Below are 21,954 nucleotides of genomic sequence, written 5' to 3'. Positions count from 1 at the left end.
TCCGTGGAAGTCCAAACAGCCTACACCGGAGCCTGAACCAGGCGCCTATTCGTAGATGCCCGCGCCGATGACCATGCCGTTGGAGAGCTCCACAAAGGAGGCCTTCTTCATAACCTTGTTGTTCTGGGCGGGGTTCAATTCCTTGTAATCGATCCAGCCGTTCCCCTTCTCCTTCACGAGCTTGGTCCAGTCCTGGATCCAGGGCTTGCCATCCGGATCCTTGGCAGCCCAGCGATTCACGCCCACCAGTTCGCGCCGGACCCCATGCGCCAGCACCTTGCCCTCGAGGTCATACACGAAAATATAGAGCTCGTTGTTCTGCCCTTTGGTGAAGTGGAACTGCCCCTTCACACCGGAGACCTCTTCCAAGAATTTCTCCTTGGGATTCTTCTTGGCGAACTCCACGGCCTGCTTCACGAAGGTTTTGGCCTGATCACGGGTCTGGGCGGCCAGGGGGACAAAGAGCACCCCTGCCAATAGAAGTGAAATTCCTGATTTCCGCATAGATATCTCCAGCATCGGTGACCCAGATCGGGCCTAAACCTCAACGGCATCACATGGTTCGAGTATTAAATCTGGACCGAGGCATTAAAAAAACGGGTTTCACTATTCAACCCGCATCAATGGGAAACCGAAGGGAAGGCTATTCCCTATCGTTTATTTTTGCAAAGGGCGGCTTCCCATGAAAAGAAAAGGGCTGGCTCTGAAATTCTTCCTGCCGGTGTCCATCGCCCTGGCTGTGCTGGTGGGTCTCGTCATCTGGGGAGTCAGTTATTACCAAACCTCCGAAGCTGAAAAGGCTTTCGAGAATCACCTGAGTTCCCTGGCGGTGGCTTCCCGGTCCATGTTCCACGCGGATGCGGAGGAATACTGCCAGGCCCGCGGCATGACCTTCCACCGCGTCCTGAACGGACGCTTCACGAAGGATCCCGCCTACGAAGCCTTTGAGCGCGCCAGCATCGCCCACTTCGACAGCAACCCCGCCATGGACGTGCGGGTGGGACATTTCATCGACGCCAGTGGCCAGCCGCAGATCTACGTGCTCAGCCCCGGGCGGCTGAAGGAGACCTGCCTGCAGTGCCACGGCGCCTTTGGCGTGGAAGTCTTCAATGGCCGCAAGCCCGGAGAATTGGTGGCCTCCTTCGGCGTGTCCATGTCCACCGCGGATCTGTACCGCACCCAGCGCAACATCCGCCTGCTCTCCATCCTCGGCGGCATCCTTCTGCTGATTTTCATCAGCGCCATCATCACCCGCCGGGTGAAATCCGCCATCCTGGAGCCCCTGGATCACCTGTCCACGGCCATCAACACCGTGGCCACCGGAGACATGACCGTGAAGGCCCCGGTAGAAAGCGAAGATGAAATTGGCCACCTGGCAGACACCTTCAACCGCATGGTGTCCGACCTCAACATGGCCCTGGGCAACATGGGCCAAGCTTCAGAGCAGGTGGCATCGGGCAGCACCGAACTGGCCGCCAGCGCCGAACAGATGAACCGCACGGTCCAGGTCACCGCCAAGACCGGAGAGGACCTGCGCCGGGCTGGCCGCGACGTCCTCGAGGCCCTCCGACAACTGGACGCCAACGTGGAGTCCATGGCGAACCACGCCAAGCAGACCAGTTCCAAGACCGACGAAGCCGTTCACGATACGGATCAGGGAGCCGAAACCGGCCGCGGCACCGCCCACGGCATGCAGGCCATCCAGCAGGCCACCGCCCGCATTGTCTCGGCCGTGAAGGTGATCCAGGGGCTGGCCCGGCAGACCAACCTGCTCTCCCTCAACGCAGCCATTGAGGCGGCCAAGGCCGGAGCCCAGGGCAAGGGGTTCGCCGTGGTGGCTGAAGAAGTCCGCATCCTGGCCGAGCGGAGCGGGCAAAGCGCCAAGGAGATCGAGGAGACCATCCACGCGATGCAGGATGCCGTGGCCGAAGGGGCCGCCAGCGTCGACGTGACCCTGCACCACCTCGAGGCCATCCGTGACCGCATCTCCCAGGTATCCGGCAGCATCCACGAAATTGGGAATCTGAGCGAAGGCCAAGCCCACACCAGCCAAGAGGTGGGCCGTCTCATGGATCAGACCGCTTCCCGCCTGGATGAAAATGCCAGCGCCACCCATCAGTTGGCAGGCGCCGTTCGCGAAGTGGCCGCCACCTCGGATGGGCTCTCCCAAGTGGCTGAGGGCCTCAAGGAGACCGTGCAGAGGTTCAGGCTGCGATAATCCACCCCAGCCTGCTTTTCGGCGACCAGTGGAATCCCATGCCCGAGCCGAACCACGGCGCTTCCCACCAGGACCAGATCAGCCTCGCCGAGGCGGGACTGACCGTGTGCGCCCACCTAGCGACCAAGCACCCCCGCGCCTCGACCGCCGAGTGGCTCGAGCGGATCCACGCCGGTCAGGTGTTCCTGGACGACCGGCTCGCCGCGCCGATGGATCTGCTCAGGGCTGGCCAGCGCCTGGTCTGGAATCGCCCGCCCTGGGTGGAGCCGGAAGCGCCTCTTGCCACTGCCATCCTCTATGAGGACACGGACCTTCTGGCCGTGGCCAAACCCAGCGGTCTGCCCACCCTGCCGGGCGGCGGCGAATATCAGGACCAAACACTCCTCGCCCTGGTGCGGCGGCGGCATCCCGAAGCCAGTCCCATGCACCGCCTTGGGCGGGGCACCTCCGGCGTCGTGCTCTTCGCCCCCACCGCCGCCACCCGCAAGCCGCTCCAGCAGGTCTTTCAGATGGCGGGCACCCGCAAGACCTACCGGGCGCTCTGCATCGGCCAGCCTTCGGCAGATACCTTCGAGATCGACGCGCCCATCGGGGAAGTACCCTACCCTCCCCTGGGAGTGCTCCACGCGGCCTCTGCACAGGGACGGCCTTCCTTCAGCCGCGTGACCGTTCTTGAACGCCGGGAAAACGCCGCGCTCATCGACGTGGACATCCGCACGGGTCGCCCTCACCAGATCCGCATCCACCTGGCCTGGGCCGGGCACCCTCTGGCGGGAGATCCCCTCTACGGCCCAGGCGGCACACCGCGGCCCGGAAGCACTGCCCTGCCCGGCGACCTGGGCTACCTGCTGCACGCCCATCGGCTGGAGCTGACCCATCCCCGCACCGGCGAGCGGATCATCCTCACCTGCCAACCCCCACCGGAGCTGCGGCTCCGCGAAAGCGGACAAGGCATCGGGAAAGCGGCGGAAAGCTGAGATAACCGGTCGGTTTTTCTCGGCTTTCCTCGCTTCTCCGCTGACCTTCGCTTTCAGAATTCCTTGATGCCCACCCATTCGGCACACAGCATCAAGAAGCGATCCGAGATCCTCAGTTGTGAACGCCCGGCGCTTCGCGGCCCATGCGTTCGACATATTCAGCATACGATCCGCCAAACAGCAGCGGTCCATCGTGCTCCTCACCCCCCAGCTCCAGCACCCGGTTGGCCAGGCCGCGCAGGAACTCACGGTCATGGGACACGAAGAGCATGGTGCCTTCAAAATCCTTCAACGCTTCGATGAGCATCTCTTTCGTGGCCAGATCCAGGTGGTTGGTGGGCTCGTCCAGCACAAGGAAGTTGGGGGGATCGAAGAGCATGCGGGCCATGACCAGGCGCGATTTTTCGCCGCCGGATAGCGCGCGGATGCGCTTGTCCACGTCGTCTCCAGAGAACTGGAAGGCGCCGAGCAGGTTGCGCAGCACACCCAATCCTTCCATGGGGAAGTCCTGCTGCATCTGCTCGATCACCGTCAGCTCGGGGTTCAGCAGATCCAGAGCCTGCTGTGAGAAATAGCCCAGCTTGAGGCTGGCACCCAGTTTCACGGTACCTGCATCCGGCGTGATGGCACCCGAAACCATTTTCAGCAGGGTGGACTTGCCCGCCCCGTTCCGGCCCATGACACACCACCGCTCACCTCGGCGGATGTGGAAGGCAAACTGATCATAGAGCTTCCGTGCGCCGTAGGCCTTGCAGAGCCCTTCGGTCATCAGCACGTCGTCACCCGAACGGCCCGGGCTGCGGAAATCCCACTTCACCACCCGGCTGCGCTTGGGTGGTTCGATGCGCTCGATCTTGTCCAGCGCCTTCACGCGGCTCTGCACCTGGGCGGCCTTGGCGGCATGCGCGGAGAAGCGCTCGATGAAGCGCTGCTCCTTGGCCAGCTTGGCCTGCTGGCGGGCGTAGGCAGCCTCCTGATTGGCCTCGCGCTGCTCGCGCTCCTTCACGTAGAAATCGTAATTGCCCGAGTAGGTGACGATGTCGCCGCCGTCGATCTCCAACACCTTGGTCACCACGCGATTCATGAAATCGCGGTCGTGGCTGGTCATCAGGAGTGTGGCGGGAACGTTCTTGAGAAAGGTCTCCAGCCAGAGGATGGATTCGATGTCCAGGTGGTTGGTGGGCTCGTCCATGAGCAGCACGTCGAAGTTCCCCAGCAGCACCTTGGCCATGGAGACACGCATCTTCCAGCCGCCGGAAAGCGCACCGACATCGCCATCGATCTGCGCATCCTCAAAGCCGAGGCCATGCAGACAGGCCCGTGCCTTGGCTTCCAGTTCGTAGCCGCCCAGGTGCTGGTATTCCTCCTGCACGTGGCCGAAGCGCTCCAGGATGGCCTCCAGTTCGTCGCCACGCTCGGGATCGGACATGGCGTGTTCCAGATCCATCAACTCATGGTGCAGATCACCCAGGCGCCCGCTCCCCGCGATGGCCTCGTCCAGCACCGGCCGACCCGACATCTCATCTACCTCCTGGCGGAAGTAGCCGAGGGTGAGTTTCTTCGGCAGGGTCACCGAGCCATCATCAGGCGATTCCTCGCCCATGATCATGCGGAACAGGGTGGATTTCCCGGCACCGTTGGGGCCCACCAGGCCTACCTTCTCGCCGGGGTTGAGCTGAAAATCCGCCTCAATGAAGAGGATCTGCTTGCCGTACTGCTTGCTGACATTCGAGAACGAGATCATGGGTCTCCGGGACGAGGTAGGGATCCCGGAGCCTTGGCCAGGCCTTCCAGAATCAAGCGGCCCAGGTTCAGAGCGGGCGGAACCGCTGGCCGCAAAAAACCATGGTACCACAAGGGAATGAGGACACCCGTCCACCCTTCATCGGGCCTGCCGGAGGAATCTCCCCAGCACCGCCATCACGTCGTTGCGGCGGAAGGGCTTGGCGAGGAAGCCATCCATGCCCGCCCTCATGCAGCGATTCCGGTCACTCTCCATGGCATTGGCCGTCAGGGCGATGATGGGCACCGGGTCGCGCCCCTCGGAACGCTCCAGATCGCGGATTCGCATCGTGGCTTCCAGTCCATCCATGTTGGGCATCTGCATGTCCATGAGGATGATGTCGAAGGGCTGCCGCCGGAAGACCGCCAAGGCCTCGAGGCCATCCTCAGCCAGCACCACCTGGAAGCCCTGTTTCTCCAGCAGCGTCCGGCCCAGCACCTGGTTGACGGGTGTGTCCTCCACCAACAGAACACAGGCACCCAGCCCGGAAGTGCCCGTCACCGGCGCCTCCGAGATGGGCCGCGGCGCTTCGGCCGCAAGGATTTGGAGGACTGCCCGGAAGTGGAAGGTGCTGCCGCGACCCAGCTCACTTTGCACCTGCAGGCTGCCGCCCATGAGATCTGCCAGTTGTTTCGCAATGGCCAGGCCCAGGCCGGTACCGCCGTACTTGCGCGTGATGGAGGCATCCGCCTGGGCGAAGGGCGAGAAAATGTGGCTGAGCTTGTCCTCGGGAATGCCCAGGCCACTGTCCACCACGGAGAACACGAGCCGGGCCCGGTCTGCCGGATCGCCAGGCAGCCGCGGCTCTTGGGAGGCGGCCACCCGAACACCCCCCTGGCTCGTGAACTTGATGGCATTTGAAATGAGGTTGTTGAGCACCTGCCCCAGCCGAACCGAATCCCCGAGCACCCTCACGGGCAGCGGACCAATGGCTTCCCAATCCAGGCTGATGCCTTTGGCTTCTGCGGATCGGGCTTGCAGCCCCAGCACACCGCTCAGGAAGGGATGGAGGTCGAAGGCGTGGCTCTCCAGGTCCAGGTGGCCTGCGTCGATCTTCGAAAAATCGAGGATGTCGTTGAGGATCGTCAACAGGCTTTCAGCAGAGGACTTCACCCAGCCCAGCTGCTCGCGCTGCTCGGCAGGGAGATCACCGGCCAGGGCCAGATCCGTCATGCCCAAAACGCCGTTCATGGGGGTGCGGATCTCGTGGCTCATGGTGGCCAGGAAGGAAGCCTTGGCTCGGCTTCCCTGTTCCGCCGCTTCCTTGGCCTCCAAGAGGGTCTGGGCGATGCCGCGGGCTTCGGTGACATCTTCGTAGAGCCAGAGGCGGCCCAGGGGCCGACCCATCTGATCCACGGCGAGATGGCTGCGCTGGGTGAGGATCCGGCCATCGCCCAAACGGATCTCACCATGATCCGCTTCCTCTTCCCGGAGGCGCTTCCAGGCGCCGTGCCACACGCAGAACTCGGGAACGGCCTTCGCGAATGGCCTCCCAGCCGGGGCCTCCACAGTCTGCATGCGCCACATTGTCCGAAAAGCCGGGTTCTCATAGAGGATGCGGTCCCGAGGATCGACAAACACCACCCCCAGATCCATCACAGAGAGCAGGGCAAGCATCCGGGCGTGCTCCTGCTCTGCTTCCTGGGAAAGTGCCGTCTGCAGATCCCGGGCCTGGGTCAGCTCGCCGATGCGTTCGGCCACAGCCCGCGACATGGCATTGAAGGCCGCCCCCAGGCGTCCCACATCATCGGGTCCCTCGTCCACGGGCGGCGGGGTGAGGTTGCCTCCCGCCACGGCCTCGCTGGCCCGCGTCAACGCCGCCAGGTGGCGCGTCATCCAGTAGCCCAGGAGGGCCAGCAGCCCTGCGGACAGCAGCACTTCGAAGGCCGCGATGAGCACGCCCTGGCGGAGCATCTGCCGGTGGGCCGACACGATCTTCGAGAGGTTGAGGCCCACATGGAGCGTGCCCAACTTCTGGCCGGCGAGCGTAATGGGCGTGGCGGCATTGAAGCGGGGAATCCCGCCCTCGCGGAAGAGGCGCACCTCACGGTCAGGGGTAGGCAGGGCACGGCCGCGTTCCCAGCCGCTCTCGGCCACCACACGGCCGCTGGCATCCACGAGGGCCAGGTAGTCGATGCCCTGCACGGCCCGGCTTTCATCGAGGATGGCCTGCACGGTGGCGTAGTCCCGCTGGGCCACGGGCGCCACCAGCGCCGCGTTGAGCACGGGCGTCAGCTGGGCCACGTGATCGGCGGCCTGCTCAGTCATGTGGCCCGAAAGCAGGCGGAGGCTGTTGGCCACCAGCAGGGTAAGCATGGTCGCTTCGACCGCCAGGGCCACCATGAGCATGCGCCCACGGATGGAGCGCCAGGGCGGATGGAACCTCATTTCTGCTGGAGCGTCTGCCGCACTTCGGCCGCGTAGGGATCCATGGATTCAAGCTCCCGTTTTTTCAATGGGCGATAGCCCTCGAGCTTGTTCTTCTCGAGGTATTGCCGACCGGCTTCGGACTCCGCGAAGGCCCAAAGCTCCTTCAGGATCCGGTCCTTCTTCGCCGCCTGACCCTGATCCAGCAGATAGACGCGTCCCAGCATGGCGGGGCTTTCCGCCAGCAGCCTCAGGGCCCCTTGCACATCCGGCGGCAGTTTCTGGAAGTTGGCCAGAGACACGAAGCCCGCGCTGCCCTCGCCCGCCAGCAGCAGCTGGGCCACACTGTCCGCTGCGCTCACATAGCGCACGGGCACCTGGGAGAGTCCCTGGCTCTTGAGCCAGTGCTGCCCCCAGAGCGTGACGAGCGAGGTGGTGCTGAGGCCAATGGTCGTGGTGCCGCGAAGATCCTTCGGCGTCTTGTAGCTGGACTTGGCCACCACCACAGCCACCGCCTTGAAATCGGCTTTGTAGGTGAGCAGCGGAATGTGGTGCGCATCCGTTTGTAGCAGTCGGGCCTGGTGTCCGGTGGTCACCACCAGGTCGTACTCGTGGTGCAGGGCGCGCCGGGCGAATTCCGTGAAATCCGGCGCCGTCTGCACCTCCACGGGCATGCCCAGGGCCTTCTCCAGATGCGCCCGCAGAGGTTGGTACATCTCCAGAATGACGCGGGTGCTGGTGTGGGGGGCGATGCCAAGACGGAAAGGCCCTGCGGTGGTCTGGGCCCCGGCCCCCAAGGCGACAAGAAAGGCCAGGCCGACCAGTCTCAGGCAGCGGAACCAGATCCTATTCAAGGGAACTCCTGCGGCCGCATGCGATCACGCATAAGAGCGTTATCGGACCAGCGGCCGCCGCGAGTGAATCTCAGCCTGGGGCGGCTAAGAGCCCGCCCGGGGGCCGTGCATGAGCTCCACCACGGCCTGGTTCATCCGCAGCCGGGTCTCGTGGCGCTCGAAGGCGCGCGTCAGGTAGCGGGCCCGAATCTCCATCCCGTTGGCCCCGGGGATCACTTGCACACCCGGAACGGCCGAGAAGGCCTTCACCTTGTAGCGGGCCGCGGTCTGCTGCCACTCGGCCTCGGCGATCTTGGCATTGGCCTCGGTCTGCTGCTCCACCAGCTTCTGCACGCCGTCGATGGTGGCGTAGGGATCCTGGCCCGCGGGAATCACCACATTGAGCTCATCCCACATCCACTTGCCGGAGGTGGAGAAGTTGAAGAAGTGCCCCTCGATGGCGAAATTGTTCACGAAGGCCACGCGGCGGCCCGTGGGATGGCCCGCATCGGCCCAGCTGCCCGTTTCCAGAATCACCGTGCGAAGCAACCCGATTTCCACCACCTCGCCGCCCACGCCCCGGATTTCCACCCAATCGCCCAGCCGGATGCCGTTCTTCCCCATGAGGATGAACCAGCCGAAGAAGGCCACGATGAAATCCTTGAGGGCCACAGTCAGGCCCGCGCCGGCAAGGCCGAAGATGGTCGTGGCCTGGGCGGGAATGCCCACGATGAGAAAGCCGATGGCGAGCACAGCGATCACCCGAATGATCACCTTCAGCACGGATTTCGAGGCGCCCGCAGAAGTGCGCTCCTTGGATGATTTGGAATGATGGAGCATCCAGTCGATGAGCAGGCCCAGCAGGTAGGCTGCCAATACGACGCCGAGCATCTCCAGGCCTTGAGTCAGCAGCTTGTGCAGGGCGGCGTTGCGAAAGCCATCCGCCAAGCCCAGCCAGGTACCATAGGTCTCTGCCAGCCCCCGCTGATCCTGGATCCGCCGGGCCATGCTGGCCAGGCGGCGCTGCACATCGCCGAACTGCTTGAGGGAGGAAACGGCAGCCTTCGCCTCGTCCCGGTCCAATCCCCGGCTCGCCCCCTTCATGAGCGTCGACGCAGCACTGCGGGCGGCCTCGCGCTCATCCTTCTCCTTGTTGGCCTGCGCCTCGATCTCGGCGCGACGTTTGACCAGGGCCTGCTCCTTGGTTTGAGCTTCGGCCTGAGCCTTTTCCAGGCGCGCACACTTGTCGCGCTGAAGCCGCCACTCCAAGAGCCTCCCGATGAAGCTGCCCGGTTGGAAAGCGCTCGGAGGCTTGGCCGCAACCATGGCCTGGGACGATTCCCGATCCGCCGCCTCGTGGGCTTCCTTCAGACGCCTGATTTTGGCCTGGGGATCGCCCCCGGCCTGGGCAAGGTCATTGGAAGCGGTCTCCAGTTCGTCCTTGTCCAGTTCGAGTTGGGCCTTGGTGATGTCGATCTGATCTTCCAACACATCCTTCTTGGATTCCGGCGCGACAGCCAGTTGCTTGGCAAGGCGCGCCACCAGCTGCTCTCCCGCCTCCACGGCGGAGAGCGCCTTGGCCTTGGCCTCCACCAGCTCCTTCAGCTCCGGCGTCTTCGGCACCGGAGTGGTGGCCGCACGGCGGAGGGCATCCGAAAAGGCGAGATCCACCGAATGGTTGCCCAAGCGCTCAGCCTGGAGGGCCAGCTGCTTTTCCTCGGGGGTGGTGGCCAGGGGCAACAGGCTGCGGGCCGTGAGCAGCGGCGTCTGGTCCACCAGTCGCACCTGCACGGGCGCGGCGTGGCGCAGGCCCTGCTTGTTTTTTGGAGCGGGCACCGCCTCCTGGCCCTGGGGCGCCGGGGGGGCCTCCCGTGTCCACATCCAACCGGCCGTGACGCTGGCCGTGAGAGCCAGAAGGGTGGCGGCGGGAATCCAGGTCCTAGCATTCACGCGTCACCTCCGCCTATCACCCGCTGGGCGCGCTCCGGCGCGCTGTGCTTGCCGAGGCGGAGCCTCCCTGTGCCGCGCCCTTCGGGCTTCGGCTTCGCCAAAGTGGCATTTCGCTCCTGCTTCATGCTCATTCCAACAGACAACCATGAATGGAACGGGAACGCAAAAGCCCCGGGGATAGGTTCCCGGGGCTGGTCGAACGCCTTGGATTCGGGCGATCAGTCCTTCTTGGGTTCGGCCTTCTTCTCGACCTTCTTCTTGCTGCAGTCGGGGCAGTCCTTGCAGGACTTCTTGTTCTTCTCGCAGCAGGCCATGCCGCAGCCAGCCTTCTTGGGCTCGGGCTTCTTTTCGTCGGCGGCATAGCCGACCAGGGCGAAGGAACTCACGAGGGCGAGGGCCAGGAATTTCTTCATGGGGATCTCCAGATGGGTGGGACACGGTCCCACGGATGGACACTACTCCAAGGCCCAGGGGGGCGCCAACGCCAAAAATGCTTCAGCTGCCGAACATGTTCTTCATGACCATGAGGGCCATGGCGGGATTGGCCGCCAGACGGCGCTTCAGGTAGTGCACGGCGTATTTCCAGTCTTCCGCGAAGGGCACATAGAGGCGGATGATCTGGCCCCGCTTCACGATTTCCTGCTGCAGTTCCTGCCGGGGAACGCCCAGTAGCATCTGGAATTCATAGGCGTTCTTGGCCACGCCCTTCTGATCCAGGTAGGCCATGCAGCGGCGCACCAGGGGTTCGTCGTGGGTGGCGATTTCGGGGTAGTGGCCGTGGTCGAGGAGCAGCTGCACGTACTCGAAGAGCTTCTCCTTCATGTCCGGCTTTTCCTGCAGGGCAATGTCCGCGGCTTCGCGGTAGATGCCGATGCAGATGCGCACCTTGCAGGGCTTGCTGTGCAGGTTCTTGATGTCCTCGGGGGTGCGGAAGAGGCGGCTTTGCAGCACGATGCCGAAGTTGTCGAACTCGTCGCGGATGGCCTTGAACATGCGCAGCGTGACATCCGTGAACTGGCGGTCTTCCATGTCCAGCGTGATGTGCATCTTGTGGGCCGCGGCGGCGGACACGATGCGGCGCAGGTTCTCCTGGCAGTAGGCCTCGCTCTCGTTGATGCCCAGCGAGGTGGGCTTGAGGCTGATGCTGGCGTAGGGGCGGTCCTTCAGGGCCTCGACCATGCGCAGGTAGACCTGGACCGTGGCTTCCACATCCTCGCGGCTGAACACCTCCTCAGCCAGCAGATCCACCGTGGAATAGATGCCCGATTTCTTGTTCAGCTCGTCCGCCTTGGACACGCCGCTGGAGATGCCCTTCCCCGCGATGTACGGCGAGGCGAAGGTCCGAACCAGCGGGCCTGGCATGAGGTCGATGATCGTGCGCTTCAAATCCACGGTAATCCTCCCGTCGTTCCTGGGTTTCAGCCCCATTCCGGATGGATGCAGGGCCTATCAAATATACCGGCAACACCTCAACTCAAGAGGCGAAGAGCAGCAAGATGTGACCGGAATGCAGACCAATGCAAAAAGCCCGCAGATTTTCATCTGCGGGCTCCGTGGTGGTGGTCCCTCCCGGACTCGAACCGGGGACCCTCTGATTAAGAGTCAGATGCTCTAACCAGCTGAGCTAAGGGACCACGAGAAGAAAAGTCTACCAGGGACGGTGAAGAACGCAAGAGGTCGTTCTGCGCCTGTTCTTAGAGGGTCGGCATCTTCATGGCGTCCCGCACGTCGGCCATGGTTTCCGCGGCCACCTGGCGGGCGCGGGCGCTGCCCTCACGGAGCACCCCATCGATGTCGCCGGGGCGGGCGAGGTGCCCCTCGATCTTCTCGCGCACGGGCTCCACGCGGCGGGTGATGGCTTCCGCCACGCGCTTCTTGCAGTCGAAGCAGCCGATGCCCGCGCGGCGGCATTCGGTGTTCACCAATTCCACCGTGGCCGCATCACTGAAGAGCTTGTGGAACTCGAAGACGGGGCAGATGTCTGGGTTTCCGGGATCGGTCTTGCGCAGACGGGCCGGGTCGGAGGCCATCTGGCGGGTGCATTTCTCCAGGATGTCGGCATTGCTGTCGCGCAGATAGATGCAGTTCCCGTAGCTCTTGGACATCTTCCGTCCGTCGAGTCCGGGCACCTTGGGCGTCTTGGTGAGCACCGCCGCGGGCTCGGGGAAGACTTCCCGCTTGAACAGGAAGTTGAAGCGGCGGACCACCTCGCGGGCCAGTTCCAGATGGAAGAGCTGATCTTCGCCCACGGGCACCTTGTCGGCCTTGTAGATGATGATGTCGGCGGTCTGCAGCAGGGGGTAGCCCAGGAAGCCGTAGCTGCCCAGATCAGCCACGGCGTTCTGCAGCTTCTCCTTGTAGGTGGGCACGCGCTCCAGCCAGGAGAGCGGCGTCACCATGGAGAGCAGCAGATGCAGCTCGGCGTGCTCTTTCACCAGGCTCTGCACGAAGATCGTGGCCTGGTTGGGATCCAGCCCCGCCGCCAGATAGGTGGCGGTGAGCTCCTGTGTGGCGGGCCAGATCTCCTCGACAGATTCGTACTTCGAGGTGAGGGCGTGCCAATCCGCGATCATGTAGAAGGCCTCGCCTTCGCCCTGCAGCCGCGTGAAGTTGTCGAGGGCACCCACCAGGTGGCCGATGTGCTGAGAGCCCGAAGGCTGGATGCCGGAAAGAACGCGCTGCTGCATGGATCAAGCTCCTAGGATCAGGCGGGCGATCGATTCGATCGCAGTGAGAATCACCCCGAAGACGGGGCCGATGACATAGCCCAGCAGACCCGTGAGCGCCAAAACAATGAGGACGCCCCCCATCCAGGGCTGAACCCGGTCGAATTTCGGCAGCCAGCGCCAGGGCAGCATCCCCCGGAGGATGCCTGCTCCATCCAAGGGCCCCATGGGCAAGAGGTTGAACAGAGCCAGACCAATGTTGATGAGCACCAGACGCCCGCAAAGAGCCAGCGCCAGGGTCATGCCTGTGCCCAGTTCCAGGGCCTGGAGGCTCTCGACTTTGCGGGCCAGCAGCGCATGGCCAAAGAGCCGCAATTCCATGGCCGGGGGCAGCCCCACCACACTGACGAGCACCAGGAGGATGCCCAGAAAGATCAGGGCCAGAATCATGTTCGAGGTGGGCCCAGCCGCGGCCACCAGGGCATAGCCGCCCCGCTGGGAGAAACGGCGGTCCAGGTTGCGCGGATCCACGGGCACCGGCTTAGCCCAACCAATGAAGGGGAAGCCCGTGGCCATGCCGAGGAGCGGGAACACGAAGGTCCCAAGCGGATCCATATGGGCCAGCGGATTCAGGGTCATGCGCCCCAGCCGCGCAGCGGTGTCATCCTTCAGCCAGTAGGCCGCCGTGGCATGGCTGGCCTCGTGGACGCTGAGGCTGAACAGCAGGGCCACGTAGCTCACGAGGATGGTGGGAATGGAGAGGTTGTCGAACACCTGGACTCCGGCAATCCCCCAGTGTACAGGCTGAAAGCGCGCCCATGGAAACCGTCCCTGCGGGAACAGATGCAGGAATGGCACTTGCTGTGGTTATCCTGGATCCATCCGCTCCGGAGCCCGGCATGTATCTGAAAGCCAACTCGCCCCATGCCGCCTCGGCGGGAAAAAGCGTCATCGGGTTCAACGTCATCAACGGCAAAGAGGTAGAGGGGGACCTGTCCCTCATCCAATCCAAGTCGGCGGTGGACAGCCGCGATCTGGTGGGCATGTTCCCCGACAGCGGCGAAAAGGATGTGGCTCGGGCCGCGAAGGCCGCAGCCGATGCCTTCGGCGCCTGGTCTCATACACCCCTGGCTCAGCGCCAGTCTGTGGCCCGCCAGACGGCGGCCATCCTGACCGCCCACCTGGACAAGCTGGCACGCATCATCATCCGGGAAATCGGCATGACCCCCCGCGAGGCCGAAAGCGAAGTCCGGCAAGCCATCGAGGCCTGCACCTTCTTCGCCGCTGAAACCGAAGCCATCCTGAAGCGCCCCAGGACCAAGGGTTCCCGCCGTCGGCCCCTCGGCGTCTGCGCCATTCTCGCCACAGGCTGCTCGCCTCTGGCCGCTCCAGCCCGCAAGATCCTCCCGGCCATCCTCAGCGGCAACACGGTGGTGTGGAAACCCAGCGACAACGCCCCCACGGCCGCCTACCTGTTGCTGCGCGCCATGATGGAGGCGGGCCTGCCCCACGGTGTCGTGAACACCGTGAACGGTCGAGGCCGGGCTGGCTGTGGCAAGCATTTTCTGGCCGGCATCGACAAGGGCCTGTTCCAGTCCTTCAGCTTCGTGGGCTCCGCCGACCTGGGCCGCCATGTGGGCGAGATCTGCGGCCGGAACCTGATCCAGCCAAACCTGGAAGTGGTGGGAAAAGGTTTCATGGTCATCCTGCCCGATGCGAACCTCAAGCAGGCCGCGGCCGACGCTGCCCTCGCCGCCTTCAGCCAGGCGGGCCAGGGACAGGTCGCCCTCGGCAACATCCTCCTTCATCAAGACTGCGCCGAGGCCTTCAAGAAAGCCTTCCTGGCCAAGGTGGCCAGCCTGGAAGTAGGCAATCCCCTCAGCGATCCCGATGTGGCCTACGGCCCCATCCTGAATGCCCGCACAGCCACCACTTTCCGGGAGCATTGGGAGAAGGGCCAGGCTGAAGGCGCCACCCTGCTCACCGGTGGAGAACAGTGGAATGAATCCCATCGCACCGCCCAGGTGAAGGGCAACGTGGGTCATGGCGTCTACATGCAGCCCTGTGTGTGGGAGGGTGTCACCCCGGAAATGGGTCTGTTCCGCCATCGCGTGCTGGGGCCCACGGTGAACCTCATCACCTGCAGCGATCTCGATCAGGCCATGGGCTGGCTGGGCGCTGCCGAAGGCAGCCTGGCGCACAGCCTCTACACCCGTGATCGAGCCGCCATCCAGCGTTTCCAGCGCGAGAGCCGGGCAGACCTCGTGCTGGTCAACGCCACGGCCACAGATCCTTCCGCCCTCCTGCCCTTCACGGGCCATGGCACCCGTCCCGGTCGACAAAACGCCCTGGAGGTTTTCAGCCGCTGGCAGTCCACCAATCAAAAACCGGATGAAGCAGCCGCTCCCATGCCTGAGCATGGCTCGGCCCCGGTGATCCAGACCGATTGGGCCAGCCTCTAGTCTCCATGGCCGCCCGCCCCGGACACTTCTGGATCAGCTTGGCGGCCCTGGGTGCTCCGGCGCTCATCGCTTGGCAGCTGCTTCGACCAGCGCCAGCCGCGCGCCCAGCCTGGTGGCTGGGCTCCGCACTGGTGGTGATCCTTCTGCTTTGGGTGGCAGCTCTGTCCTTCCTGCTCGTGCGTCGCCGGATGGAGCTCCAATCCCGCCTGGCTGAGGAGCGGGATTCCCAGCAGCGGCTGTTGAAGGCCGTGATGGACGCCGCCACGGAAGTGGCCCTCATCGCCACGGATGCCCAGGGTGTCATCCAGCTCTTCAACGCGGGCGCGGAACAGATGCTGGGCCTGAAGGCGCAGGAGGTCATCCACCGCATGACGCCCGAGGCCTTTCACCTGCCCGAGGAGGCCGAGGCCCGGGGGCGGGAGCTGAGCGAGGCCCTGGGCGTGCCCATCCGCGGTTTCGAGGTGTACTCGGCCCTGCCCCAGCGGGGCCTCAGCGAGGTGCGCACCTGGACTTACCGCCGTGCCGACGGCCAGCACATTCCCGTTCGGCTGGCGGTCACGGCGCTTCGAGATCGCCACGGCAGCCTCTTCGGCTACCTGGGCGTGGCCCAGAACATGGAGAGCCAGCAGGCGAGGGAATCCACCCTGGCCGCCGCGGCCCAGGAGGCCCACGAGGCCGCCCGCCTGAAATCCGTGTTCCTCGCCACCATGAGCCACGAGATCCGCACGCCCATGAACGCCATCATGGCCATGTCGCGCTACCTCATGACCACCAACCTCGACGAGGATCAGCGCGAGATCACGGAGATCGGCTGGAAGGCGGCCCGCAACCTGCTGGACATGCTCGATCGGGTGCTGGACCTCTCCAAGGTGGAGGCCGGTGGCATGACGCTGGAAAGCTCCGCGTTCTCGCCCATCGTGCTCACCCAGGACTGCGCCAGCCTCTGGAAGGCCGACGCCACCGGCAAGGGGCTGGCCTTCCTCATGGCCCTTCCCGCGGAGGTTCCCGCCGTGGTGGGCGACCCCCTGCGGTTGCGGCAGGTCATCAACAACCTGCTGGGCAATGCGCTGAAGTTCACCGCCCAGGGCAGCATCACCCTGCGCCTGCAGGTAGAGGATGAAGGCCCGTTCCTGCACCTGCGCTGGGCCGTGGAAGACACGGGCATCGGCATGTCTCCGGCAGTGCTGCAGCGCCTCTTCCGCCCCTTCACCCAGGCCGATGTGGGCATCACCCGGCAGTACGGCGGCAGCGGGTTGGGGCTGGCGCTGAGCCATGAACTGCTGCGCCTCATGGGCGGCAGCATCCAGGTGGAAAGCACCCAGGACAAGGGCACCACCTTCACCGTGGACGTGCGGCTACCCAGGGCCTGAATCAGGAACCGGACGGGGCGCCGATCAGAGTTCCAGGGCCGCCAAAGCCGCGCCGAGGTCGCCCGCCTCCGCTCCCAACCGCAGGCGCAGGAGGAACTCCACGTTTCCCTCCCCGCCCTTGATGGGGCTGAGGGCCAGGGCTTGCGGCCGCAACTGGGTTTCCGCGAAGAAGGCCCAGGTGTCCACCAGCACCCGCCGGTGCACGGCGCCATCGCGCACGATGCCCCCGGCGCCCACATCCTCGCGGCCCGCCTCGAACTGAGGCTTCACCAGCAGCACAGCCTCCGCCCCCGGCAGCAGGCTGGGCAACACAGGTGGAATGGCCAGCCGCAGCGAGATGAAGCTCAGATCGGCCACCAGCAGGGCGCATTTTTCGGGAATGACATTCGGATCCCAGGTGCGGAGGTTCACCTGCTCCATGGACACCACCCGGGCATCGCTGCGGAGTTTCCAGTGCAGTTGGTTGGTGCCCACATCCACGGCGTAAACCTTCGCGGCGCCTCGTTGCAGCAGGCAATCCGTGAAGCCCCCGGTGCTGGAGCCCGCATCGAAACAGACGAGCCCGCTGGGATCGATGCCCCAGCGATCCAGGGCCCCAGCCAGCTTCAGGCCGCCTCGGCTCACAAAAGGCAGGGCCTCGCCCCGCAGTCGGATGATGGCGGCCTCATCCACGGCCGTGCCCGCCTTGGTGATGGGACGATCCTCCACCAGCACATCCCCGGCGAGGATGCGGGCCTGGGCCTTGGCGCGGGTCTCGCAGAGGCCAAGCTCCACCAGAAGCAGGTCGAGCCGCTGCTTAGCCACGGGCAGCCCGTTTCTGGCGGGTGATTTCCTGGCGATACACCCCCACGTTGCGGTTGTGATCCCGCAGGGTGGGCGCGAAGTTGTGGCCGCCCTTCCCCGTGGCCACGAAGTAGAGATCCTTGCCCACGAGGGGCTCCCGGGCCGCCTGGATGGCCGTGGGGCTGGGGATGGCGATGGGCGTGGGGGGCAGGCCACTCACGGTATACGTATTGAAGCGGTGAGAGCGGCGGATGTCAGCCACAGTCGGCGCGGTGAAACGCAGGTCTTCGCTGAGCCAGCGGGCGTAGAGGCTGGTGGGGTCACATTGCAGACGCATGCCGATGTCCAGGCGCTTCTTGTAGACCCCCGCCACATGCGGCTGCTCCTCCACCAGCTTGGTCTCCTTCTCCACCAGGCTGGCCAGGATCAGGGTCTCGTAGGGGGGCAGCACGCCGCCCTCCAACTTGGGGCGCACCTGGCTGTGAAAGGCCTCCACCAGCATGAGCATGACCTCCTCCGGCTCCATGGCATGGTGCAGCTTGTAGGTGGCGGGGGCGATGAGGCCTTCCAGGGTTTCCGCCTGCTCGAAGCCGGCGGACTTGGCCAGCCTGGGGCTCTTCCACAGCGTCCAGAACACCTCCTCGGGAACGAAATCCTTCAGCCGTTTCTGCACCGACCAGGCGTGGGCCCCTTCGGGAATGGACACGGTGGTGTAGTGGATCTCGGCCCGGCGAAGCTTTCCGGCCACATCGGCCAGGCTGGTGCGGGGGCTGAACGTGTACTCGCCGCGGATGAGCTGCAGTTTGCGGGACCGGGCCCAGAGCTTGAACAGGGAAGCGGATCGGATGACACCATCGCGCTCCAACTGATCCGCCACCTGGTTGATGTTGGCACCCCGCTTCACCAGGACCGTGGCTTCCTGCTGCAGGGGGCCCTGCCCCTTCCAGGCCCACCAGCCCCCAAAGCCGGGAATCGCCGCGAGAACGAGGGTGGCCAGAAGAAGCCGGAGGGAAGTCGAGGATCGTGCCATGCCTCCAGGATGCCGTGGTAGCGTGGATCCATCTACCCAAGGAACCTATGAGCGCACCCGGCTACCGCCGCCACGTCGGCCTGTTCTCCGCCACCATGCTCATCGCCGGCTCCATGATCGGCTCCGGTGTCTTCATCGTCGCGGCGGACATGGTCCGCACGGGCCACACGGGGGGCTTCCTCCTGGCGGCCTGGGGCCTCACGGCGATCCTCACCCTCTTCGCGGCCCTGAGTTATGGTGAACTGGCGGGCATGTTCCCCCAGGCCGGGGGTCAGTACACCTACCTCCGCGAAACCTACGGTCCCGTGGCCGGGTTCCTCTACGGCTGGACCTTCTTCGTGGTCATCGAGTGCGGCACCATCGCCGCCGTGGCCGTGGGGTTCGGCAAGTATCTGGGTTCCTTCTTCCCCGCCATCACCGACACGGCTTGGATCGGCCCCCACCTGGACGTGCCTCTGATGCGGGTCACCCAGGCCATCAGTGTGGGCCCCTACCACCTGGGACTGACGCCTTCGCGCCTCTCGGGCATCGCGGTGGTGCTGTTCCTCAGCGCCGTGAACCTCTACGGCGTGAAGCTCGGCGCCCGCATCCAGAACCTGTTCACCGTCGCCAAGATCGGCGGCCTCGCCGCGCTGATCCTGCTGGGGCTGCTGCTGAAGCCCTCGGTGGCCCCGGTCCAGACGCCCTTCCTGCCCCTGGACGGCTCGCCCGCCCTGCCCTTCCTCACCGCGCTGCTGGTGGTGCAGACGGGCAGCATGTTCTCCGCGGATGCCTGGAATTCCGTCACCTTCATCGCGGGGGAAGTGAAGGAACCCCAGCGCACGATTCCCTACTCGCTGCTCATCGGCACCACCACGGTCTGCGGTCTCTACTTCCTGGCCAATGCCGTCTACCTGAAGGTGCTTGGGCCCACCGGGATCGCCAACGCCCCCCAGGACCGGGTGGGCAGCCTGGCCCTGCAGGTGCTACTGGGCAGCGGCGGCGGGCTGATCATGGCTGGCAGCATCCTCGTGTCCATGTTCGGCTGCCTCAACGGCCTGGTGCTTTCCGGCGCCCGGGTCTACCAGCGCATGGCCGAGGATGGCCTCTTCTACCCCAGCGCTGCCAAGCTCAACACGCATGGCGTGCCAGCCTTCGGCCTCTGGATCCAGGCCTTCTGGACCTGCCTGCTCACCCTCACGGGAACCTACGGGCAGCTGCTGGATTTCGTCATGCTGCCCACCATCCTCTTCTACATCCTCACCGTGGGTGGTGTTTTCCTCCTGCGCTGGCGGCGGCCCGAACTGGACCGCCCCGTGCGTGTCTGGGGCTATCCGGTGGTGCCGGCCCTCTACCTCCTGGGCGCCACCGCCATCGTCGGCGCCCTCTTCATCTACCGTCCCAGTTATTCCTGGCCTGGCCTCCTGCTGGTGGCGCTGGGTGGGCCCGTGTACCTGGCGGTGAAACCCCGCGTGAAAGCCTGATTCCCAAAGGAGTCCATATGCTCCATGTCGTCGTTCTCGGGGCCGGTCGCGTCGGCGGCGCCATGGCCAAGGATCTCAGCCAGGATTTCCGGGTCACGGTGGCGGACCGCGCCCCCAGCGCCTTGGCCCGCTTGCGGGGGACGGGACCGGACACGCGGCTGGCGGATGTCTCCCGCACAGAGGGTGTGGCAGAAGCCGTGGCAGACGCGGACCTCGTGGTAGGCGCCGTGCCCGGCTTCATGGGCTTCGCCATGGCCCGAGCCGTGCTGGAGGCCGGCAAACCCCTGGTGGACATCTCCTTCTTCGACGAGGACTGCTTCGAGCTGGATGCCCTTGCCAAACGCCAGAACCTCACGGCCATCGTGGACTGCGGCGTGGCGCCGGGTTGCGGCAACCTCATCCTGGGCGACCTCTCCCGGCAGTGGGATCGCATCACCTCCTTCGAGTGCCTGGTGGGCGGCCTGCCCGTGGTCCGCACCTGGCCCTACGAGTACAAGGCCGGGTTCAGTCCCATCGATGTCATCGAGGAATACACCCGTCCCGCCCGCTACGTGAAGGATGGCCGCGTGGTCACCCTGCCGGCCTTATCGGAACCAGAGCTGCTGGATTTCGAGGGCCTGGGCACGCTGGAATCCTTCAACACCGATGGCCTGCGCAGCATCATCAAGACCTTTCCCAAGGTGCCTTCCATGAAGGAAAAAACCCTGCGCTATCCCGGCCACATCGAGAAGATGCGCATGCTCCGGGAATCGGGCTTCTTCGGCAAGGACAAGATCCTGGTGGGAGGCGTGGAGGTGAGCCCCCTGGACCTGACCACCGCCCTGCTCTTCCCCCTCTGGTTCATGGAGGAAGGCGACGAGGATTTCACGGTGATGCGGGTGGTGGTGGAAGGCGAGAAGAACGGCCAGCGCATGCGCAAAGAACTGAACCTGCTGGATCGCTACGACCGCACCACGCGCACCACCTCCATGGCCCGCACCACGGGCTACACCTGCACGGCGGCGGTGCGGCTGCTGGCCAAGGGCGGCTACTCACGCAAGGGCATCAGCCCGCCGGAATTCCTGGGCCAGGAGCCCGGGGCCTGGGACTTCATCCGGGAAGACCTGGCGCGGCACGGCGTAGTCTTCACCGAGAGTTAGGCCAACTCAGTCCAGTTCCCTGTGGCGGATGGTCAGGGCCGCCACATCGCCCTTGAGGCGGTGGGCCAGCATCTCGACGAGTGCCACAGAGCGGTGCTGGCCGCCGGTGCAGCCAATGGCGAGGGTGTGATAGGCGCGGCCCTCCTGGCGCACCAGGGGCAGGGACCAGCGCAGCCATGCCTCGGCCTTTTCCAGGAACTCCCGAAATTCGTGGGACTCGAGCAGGTACTCCTGCACGGCCCAGTCCCGCCCGGTGAGCGGCTTCAGAGCCTCCACATAGAAGGGATTCGGCAGAAACCGCGCGTCCAGCACCACGTCCGCATCTGCGGGGACGCCGCGCTTGAAGCCGAAACTGAGCAGGCGGACCGCCGTCTCACGCGTGGGCAGCTGCGGCACCAGCGAGGCGATGCGGAGCCGAAGCTCGGAGAGGCTCAGGCCCGTCGTATCGAGGATGGTGGTGGCCATGGCCCGGATGGGCGCCAGCAGCTCCCGCTCCCGCTGGATGCCTTCTCCCGCCGTGCCCAGAAGGGCCAGGTGGTGAGGGCGCCGGGTTTCGGAATAGCGGCGCAGCAGCACCGATTCATCCGCCTCCACGAACACGATCTGCACCGGCACGTCGCCACCACGGAGCCGATCCACGAGAGGGCCAAACTCCAGCGCGAAATCCGCCTGGCGGCTGTCCATGCCCACCACCAGCCGCTCGTGGCCAGGCGTCAACTTGGATTCCAATTCCAGCAGCGGCTCCAGCAGCCGTGGCGGCACATTGTCCAAAGCCGTGCAGCCGCTGTCTTCCAGGGCGCCCAATACCGAGTGCCGCCCCGCCCCTGACAGTCCTGTAACGACGATGAGTTCCATGCCCCTAGTGTGCAGCAGGGCCTGCGGCCATGGCTCAAGAAAATCGCAGGGGGCGCAA

18 protein-coding genes and 1 tRNA gene are annotated in these 21,954 nt (G+C 64.9%); 6 read left to right on the top strand and 13 right to left on the bottom strand.

From position 1 onward, the window contains the following. Positions 1 to 45 precede the first annotated feature (45 nt). Positions 46 to 504 (bottom strand): cache domain-containing protein, encoded by a 459-nt coding sequence (locus tag Q9293_RS07635; RefSeq protein WP_306251659.1) that lies wholly within the window; start codon positions 502 to 504, stop codon positions 46 to 48. Positions 505 to 682: 178 nt separating this feature from the next. Between Q9293_RS07635 and Q9293_RS07630 the strand changes: the two genes are divergently transcribed. Then, positions 683 to 2,218, top strand: coding sequence for a methyl-accepting chemotaxis protein (locus Q9293_RS07630; protein WP_306251656.1), 1,536 nt, complete (start codon positions 683 to 685; stop codon positions 2,216 to 2,218). A gap of 38 nt (positions 2,219 to 2,256) precedes the next feature. Beyond that, the gene (locus Q9293_RS07625; protein WP_306251654.1) at positions 2,257 to 3,195 is read left to right on the top strand and encodes an RluA family pseudouridine synthase; all 939 of its coding nucleotides are present in this window, start codon (positions 2,257 to 2,259) and stop codon (positions 3,193 to 3,195) included. A gap of 112 nt (positions 3,196 to 3,307) precedes the next feature. Here Q9293_RS07625 and Q9293_RS07620 read toward each other — a convergent pair whose 3' ends face one another. The 9 genes from Q9293_RS07620 to Q9293_RS07580 all read right to left on the bottom strand — a co-directional run bounded on the left by Q9293_RS07620 (position 3,308) and on the right by Q9293_RS07580 (position 13,568). After that, complete coding sequence (locus tag Q9293_RS07620; RefSeq protein WP_306251652.1) at positions 3,308 to 4,939, bottom strand: ABC-F family ATP-binding cassette domain-containing protein; 1,632 nt, start codon at positions 4,937 to 4,939, stop codon at positions 3,308 to 3,310. 138 nt (positions 4,940 to 5,077) lie between these two features. Beyond that, positions 5,078 to 7,366, bottom strand: coding sequence for a response regulator (locus Q9293_RS07615; RefSeq protein ID WP_306251650.1), 2,289 nt, complete (start codon positions 7,364 to 7,366; stop codon positions 5,078 to 5,080). Beyond that, positions 7,363 to 8,199, bottom strand: a complete 837-nt coding sequence (locus Q9293_RS07610) for a phosphate/phosphite/phosphonate ABC transporter substrate-binding protein (RefSeq protein WP_306251648.1) — start codon at positions 8,197 to 8,199, stop codon at positions 7,363 to 7,365. The genes Q9293_RS07615 and Q9293_RS07610 overlap by 4 nt, the downstream gene beginning before the upstream one ends. A gap of 84 nt (positions 8,200 to 8,283) precedes the next feature. Beyond that, positions 8,284 to 10,128, bottom strand: a complete 1,845-nt coding sequence (locus Q9293_RS07605) for a mechanosensitive ion channel family protein (protein WP_306251645.1) — start codon at positions 10,126 to 10,128, stop codon at positions 8,284 to 8,286. Between the two features lie 218 nt (positions 10,129 to 10,346). Continuing rightward, positions 10,347 to 10,541, bottom strand: a complete 195-nt coding sequence (locus Q9293_RS07600) for a hypothetical protein (protein WP_306251643.1) — start codon at positions 10,539 to 10,541, stop codon at positions 10,347 to 10,349. Between the two features lie 82 nt (positions 10,542 to 10,623). Continuing rightward, positions 10,624 to 11,520 (bottom strand): proline dehydrogenase family protein, encoded by an 897-nt coding sequence (locus Q9293_RS07595; RefSeq protein WP_306251641.1) that lies wholly within the window; start codon positions 11,518 to 11,520, stop codon positions 10,624 to 10,626. Between the two features lie 165 nt (positions 11,521 to 11,685). Further along, positions 11,686 to 11,762 (bottom strand) — tRNA-Lys (locus Q9293_RS07590). Positions 11,763 to 11,822: 60 nt separating this feature from the next. Further along, complete coding sequence (gene trpS / locus Q9293_RS07585) at positions 11,823 to 12,815, bottom strand: tryptophan--tRNA ligase (protein ID WP_306251639.1); 993 nt, start codon at positions 12,813 to 12,815, stop codon at positions 11,823 to 11,825. Positions 12,816 to 12,818: 3 nt separating this feature from the next. Then, positions 12,819 to 13,568 (bottom strand): site-2 protease family protein, encoded by a 750-nt coding sequence (locus tag Q9293_RS07580; protein ID WP_306251637.1) that lies wholly within the window; start codon positions 13,566 to 13,568, stop codon positions 12,819 to 12,821. A 125-nt stretch (positions 13,569 to 13,693) separates the two neighbouring features. Here Q9293_RS07580 and Q9293_RS07575 point away from each other — a divergent pair, with 125 nt between their 5' ends. After that, entirely contained in the window at positions 13,694 to 15,256 is a 1,563-nt protein-coding gene (locus Q9293_RS07575; RefSeq protein WP_306251635.1) for an aldehyde dehydrogenase family protein, read from the top strand. 5 nt (positions 15,257 to 15,261) lie between these two features. Beyond that, on the top strand, positions 15,262 to 16,626 hold the full coding sequence (locus Q9293_RS07570; protein ID WP_306251632.1) for an ATP-binding protein: 1,365 nt from the start codon (positions 15,262 to 15,264) through the stop codon (positions 16,624 to 16,626). Between the two features lie 24 nt (positions 16,627 to 16,650). Here Q9293_RS07570 and Q9293_RS07565 read toward each other — a convergent pair whose 3' ends face one another. Beyond that, complete coding sequence (locus Q9293_RS07565) at positions 16,651 to 17,430, bottom strand: TlyA family RNA methyltransferase (RefSeq protein ID WP_306251630.1); 780 nt, start codon at positions 17,428 to 17,430, stop codon at positions 16,651 to 16,653. After that, complete coding sequence (gene mltG, locus Q9293_RS07560) at positions 17,423 to 18,439, bottom strand: endolytic transglycosylase MltG (protein ID WP_306251629.1); 1,017 nt, start codon at positions 18,437 to 18,439, stop codon at positions 17,423 to 17,425. Before mltG ends, Q9293_RS07565 begins: the two co-directional genes overlap by 8 nt. Before the next feature lie 47 nt (positions 18,440 to 18,486). On the opposite strand from mltG, the gene Q9293_RS07555 reads away from it, so the two are divergent. Together Q9293_RS07555 and Q9293_RS07550 are read left to right on the top strand one after the other, a co-directional pair. Continuing rightward, positions 18,487 to 19,902 carry an APC family permease gene (locus Q9293_RS07555; protein WP_306251627.1) on the top strand — a complete coding sequence of 472 codons (1,416 nt, stop codon included), beginning with the start codon at positions 18,487 to 18,489 and terminating at the stop codon, positions 19,900 to 19,902. 17 nt (positions 19,903 to 19,919) lie between these two features. Beyond that, positions 19,920 to 21,041 (top strand): saccharopine dehydrogenase family protein, encoded by a 1,122-nt coding sequence (locus tag Q9293_RS07550; protein ID WP_306251625.1) that lies wholly within the window; start codon positions 19,920 to 19,922, stop codon positions 21,039 to 21,041. A 6-nt stretch (positions 21,042 to 21,047) separates the two neighbouring features. Here the strand turns inward: Q9293_RS07550 and rapZ are convergent, their stop codons facing one another. Further along, positions 21,048 to 21,896: an RNase adapter RapZ gene (gene rapZ / locus Q9293_RS07545; RefSeq protein WP_306251623.1), complete on the bottom strand. Its 849-nt coding sequence runs from the start codon at positions 21,894 to 21,896 to the stop codon at positions 21,048 to 21,050. Positions 21,897 to 21,954 lie beyond the last annotated feature (58 nt).

It is taken from the genome of Geothrix sp. PMB-07, from assembly GCF_030758935.1.
Lineage (GTDB): Bacteria > Acidobacteriota > Holophagae > Holophagales > Holophagaceae > Geothrix.
Note: the sequence above shows the minus strand (reverse complement) of the source record. Positions and strands in the feature narration are given on the sequence as shown.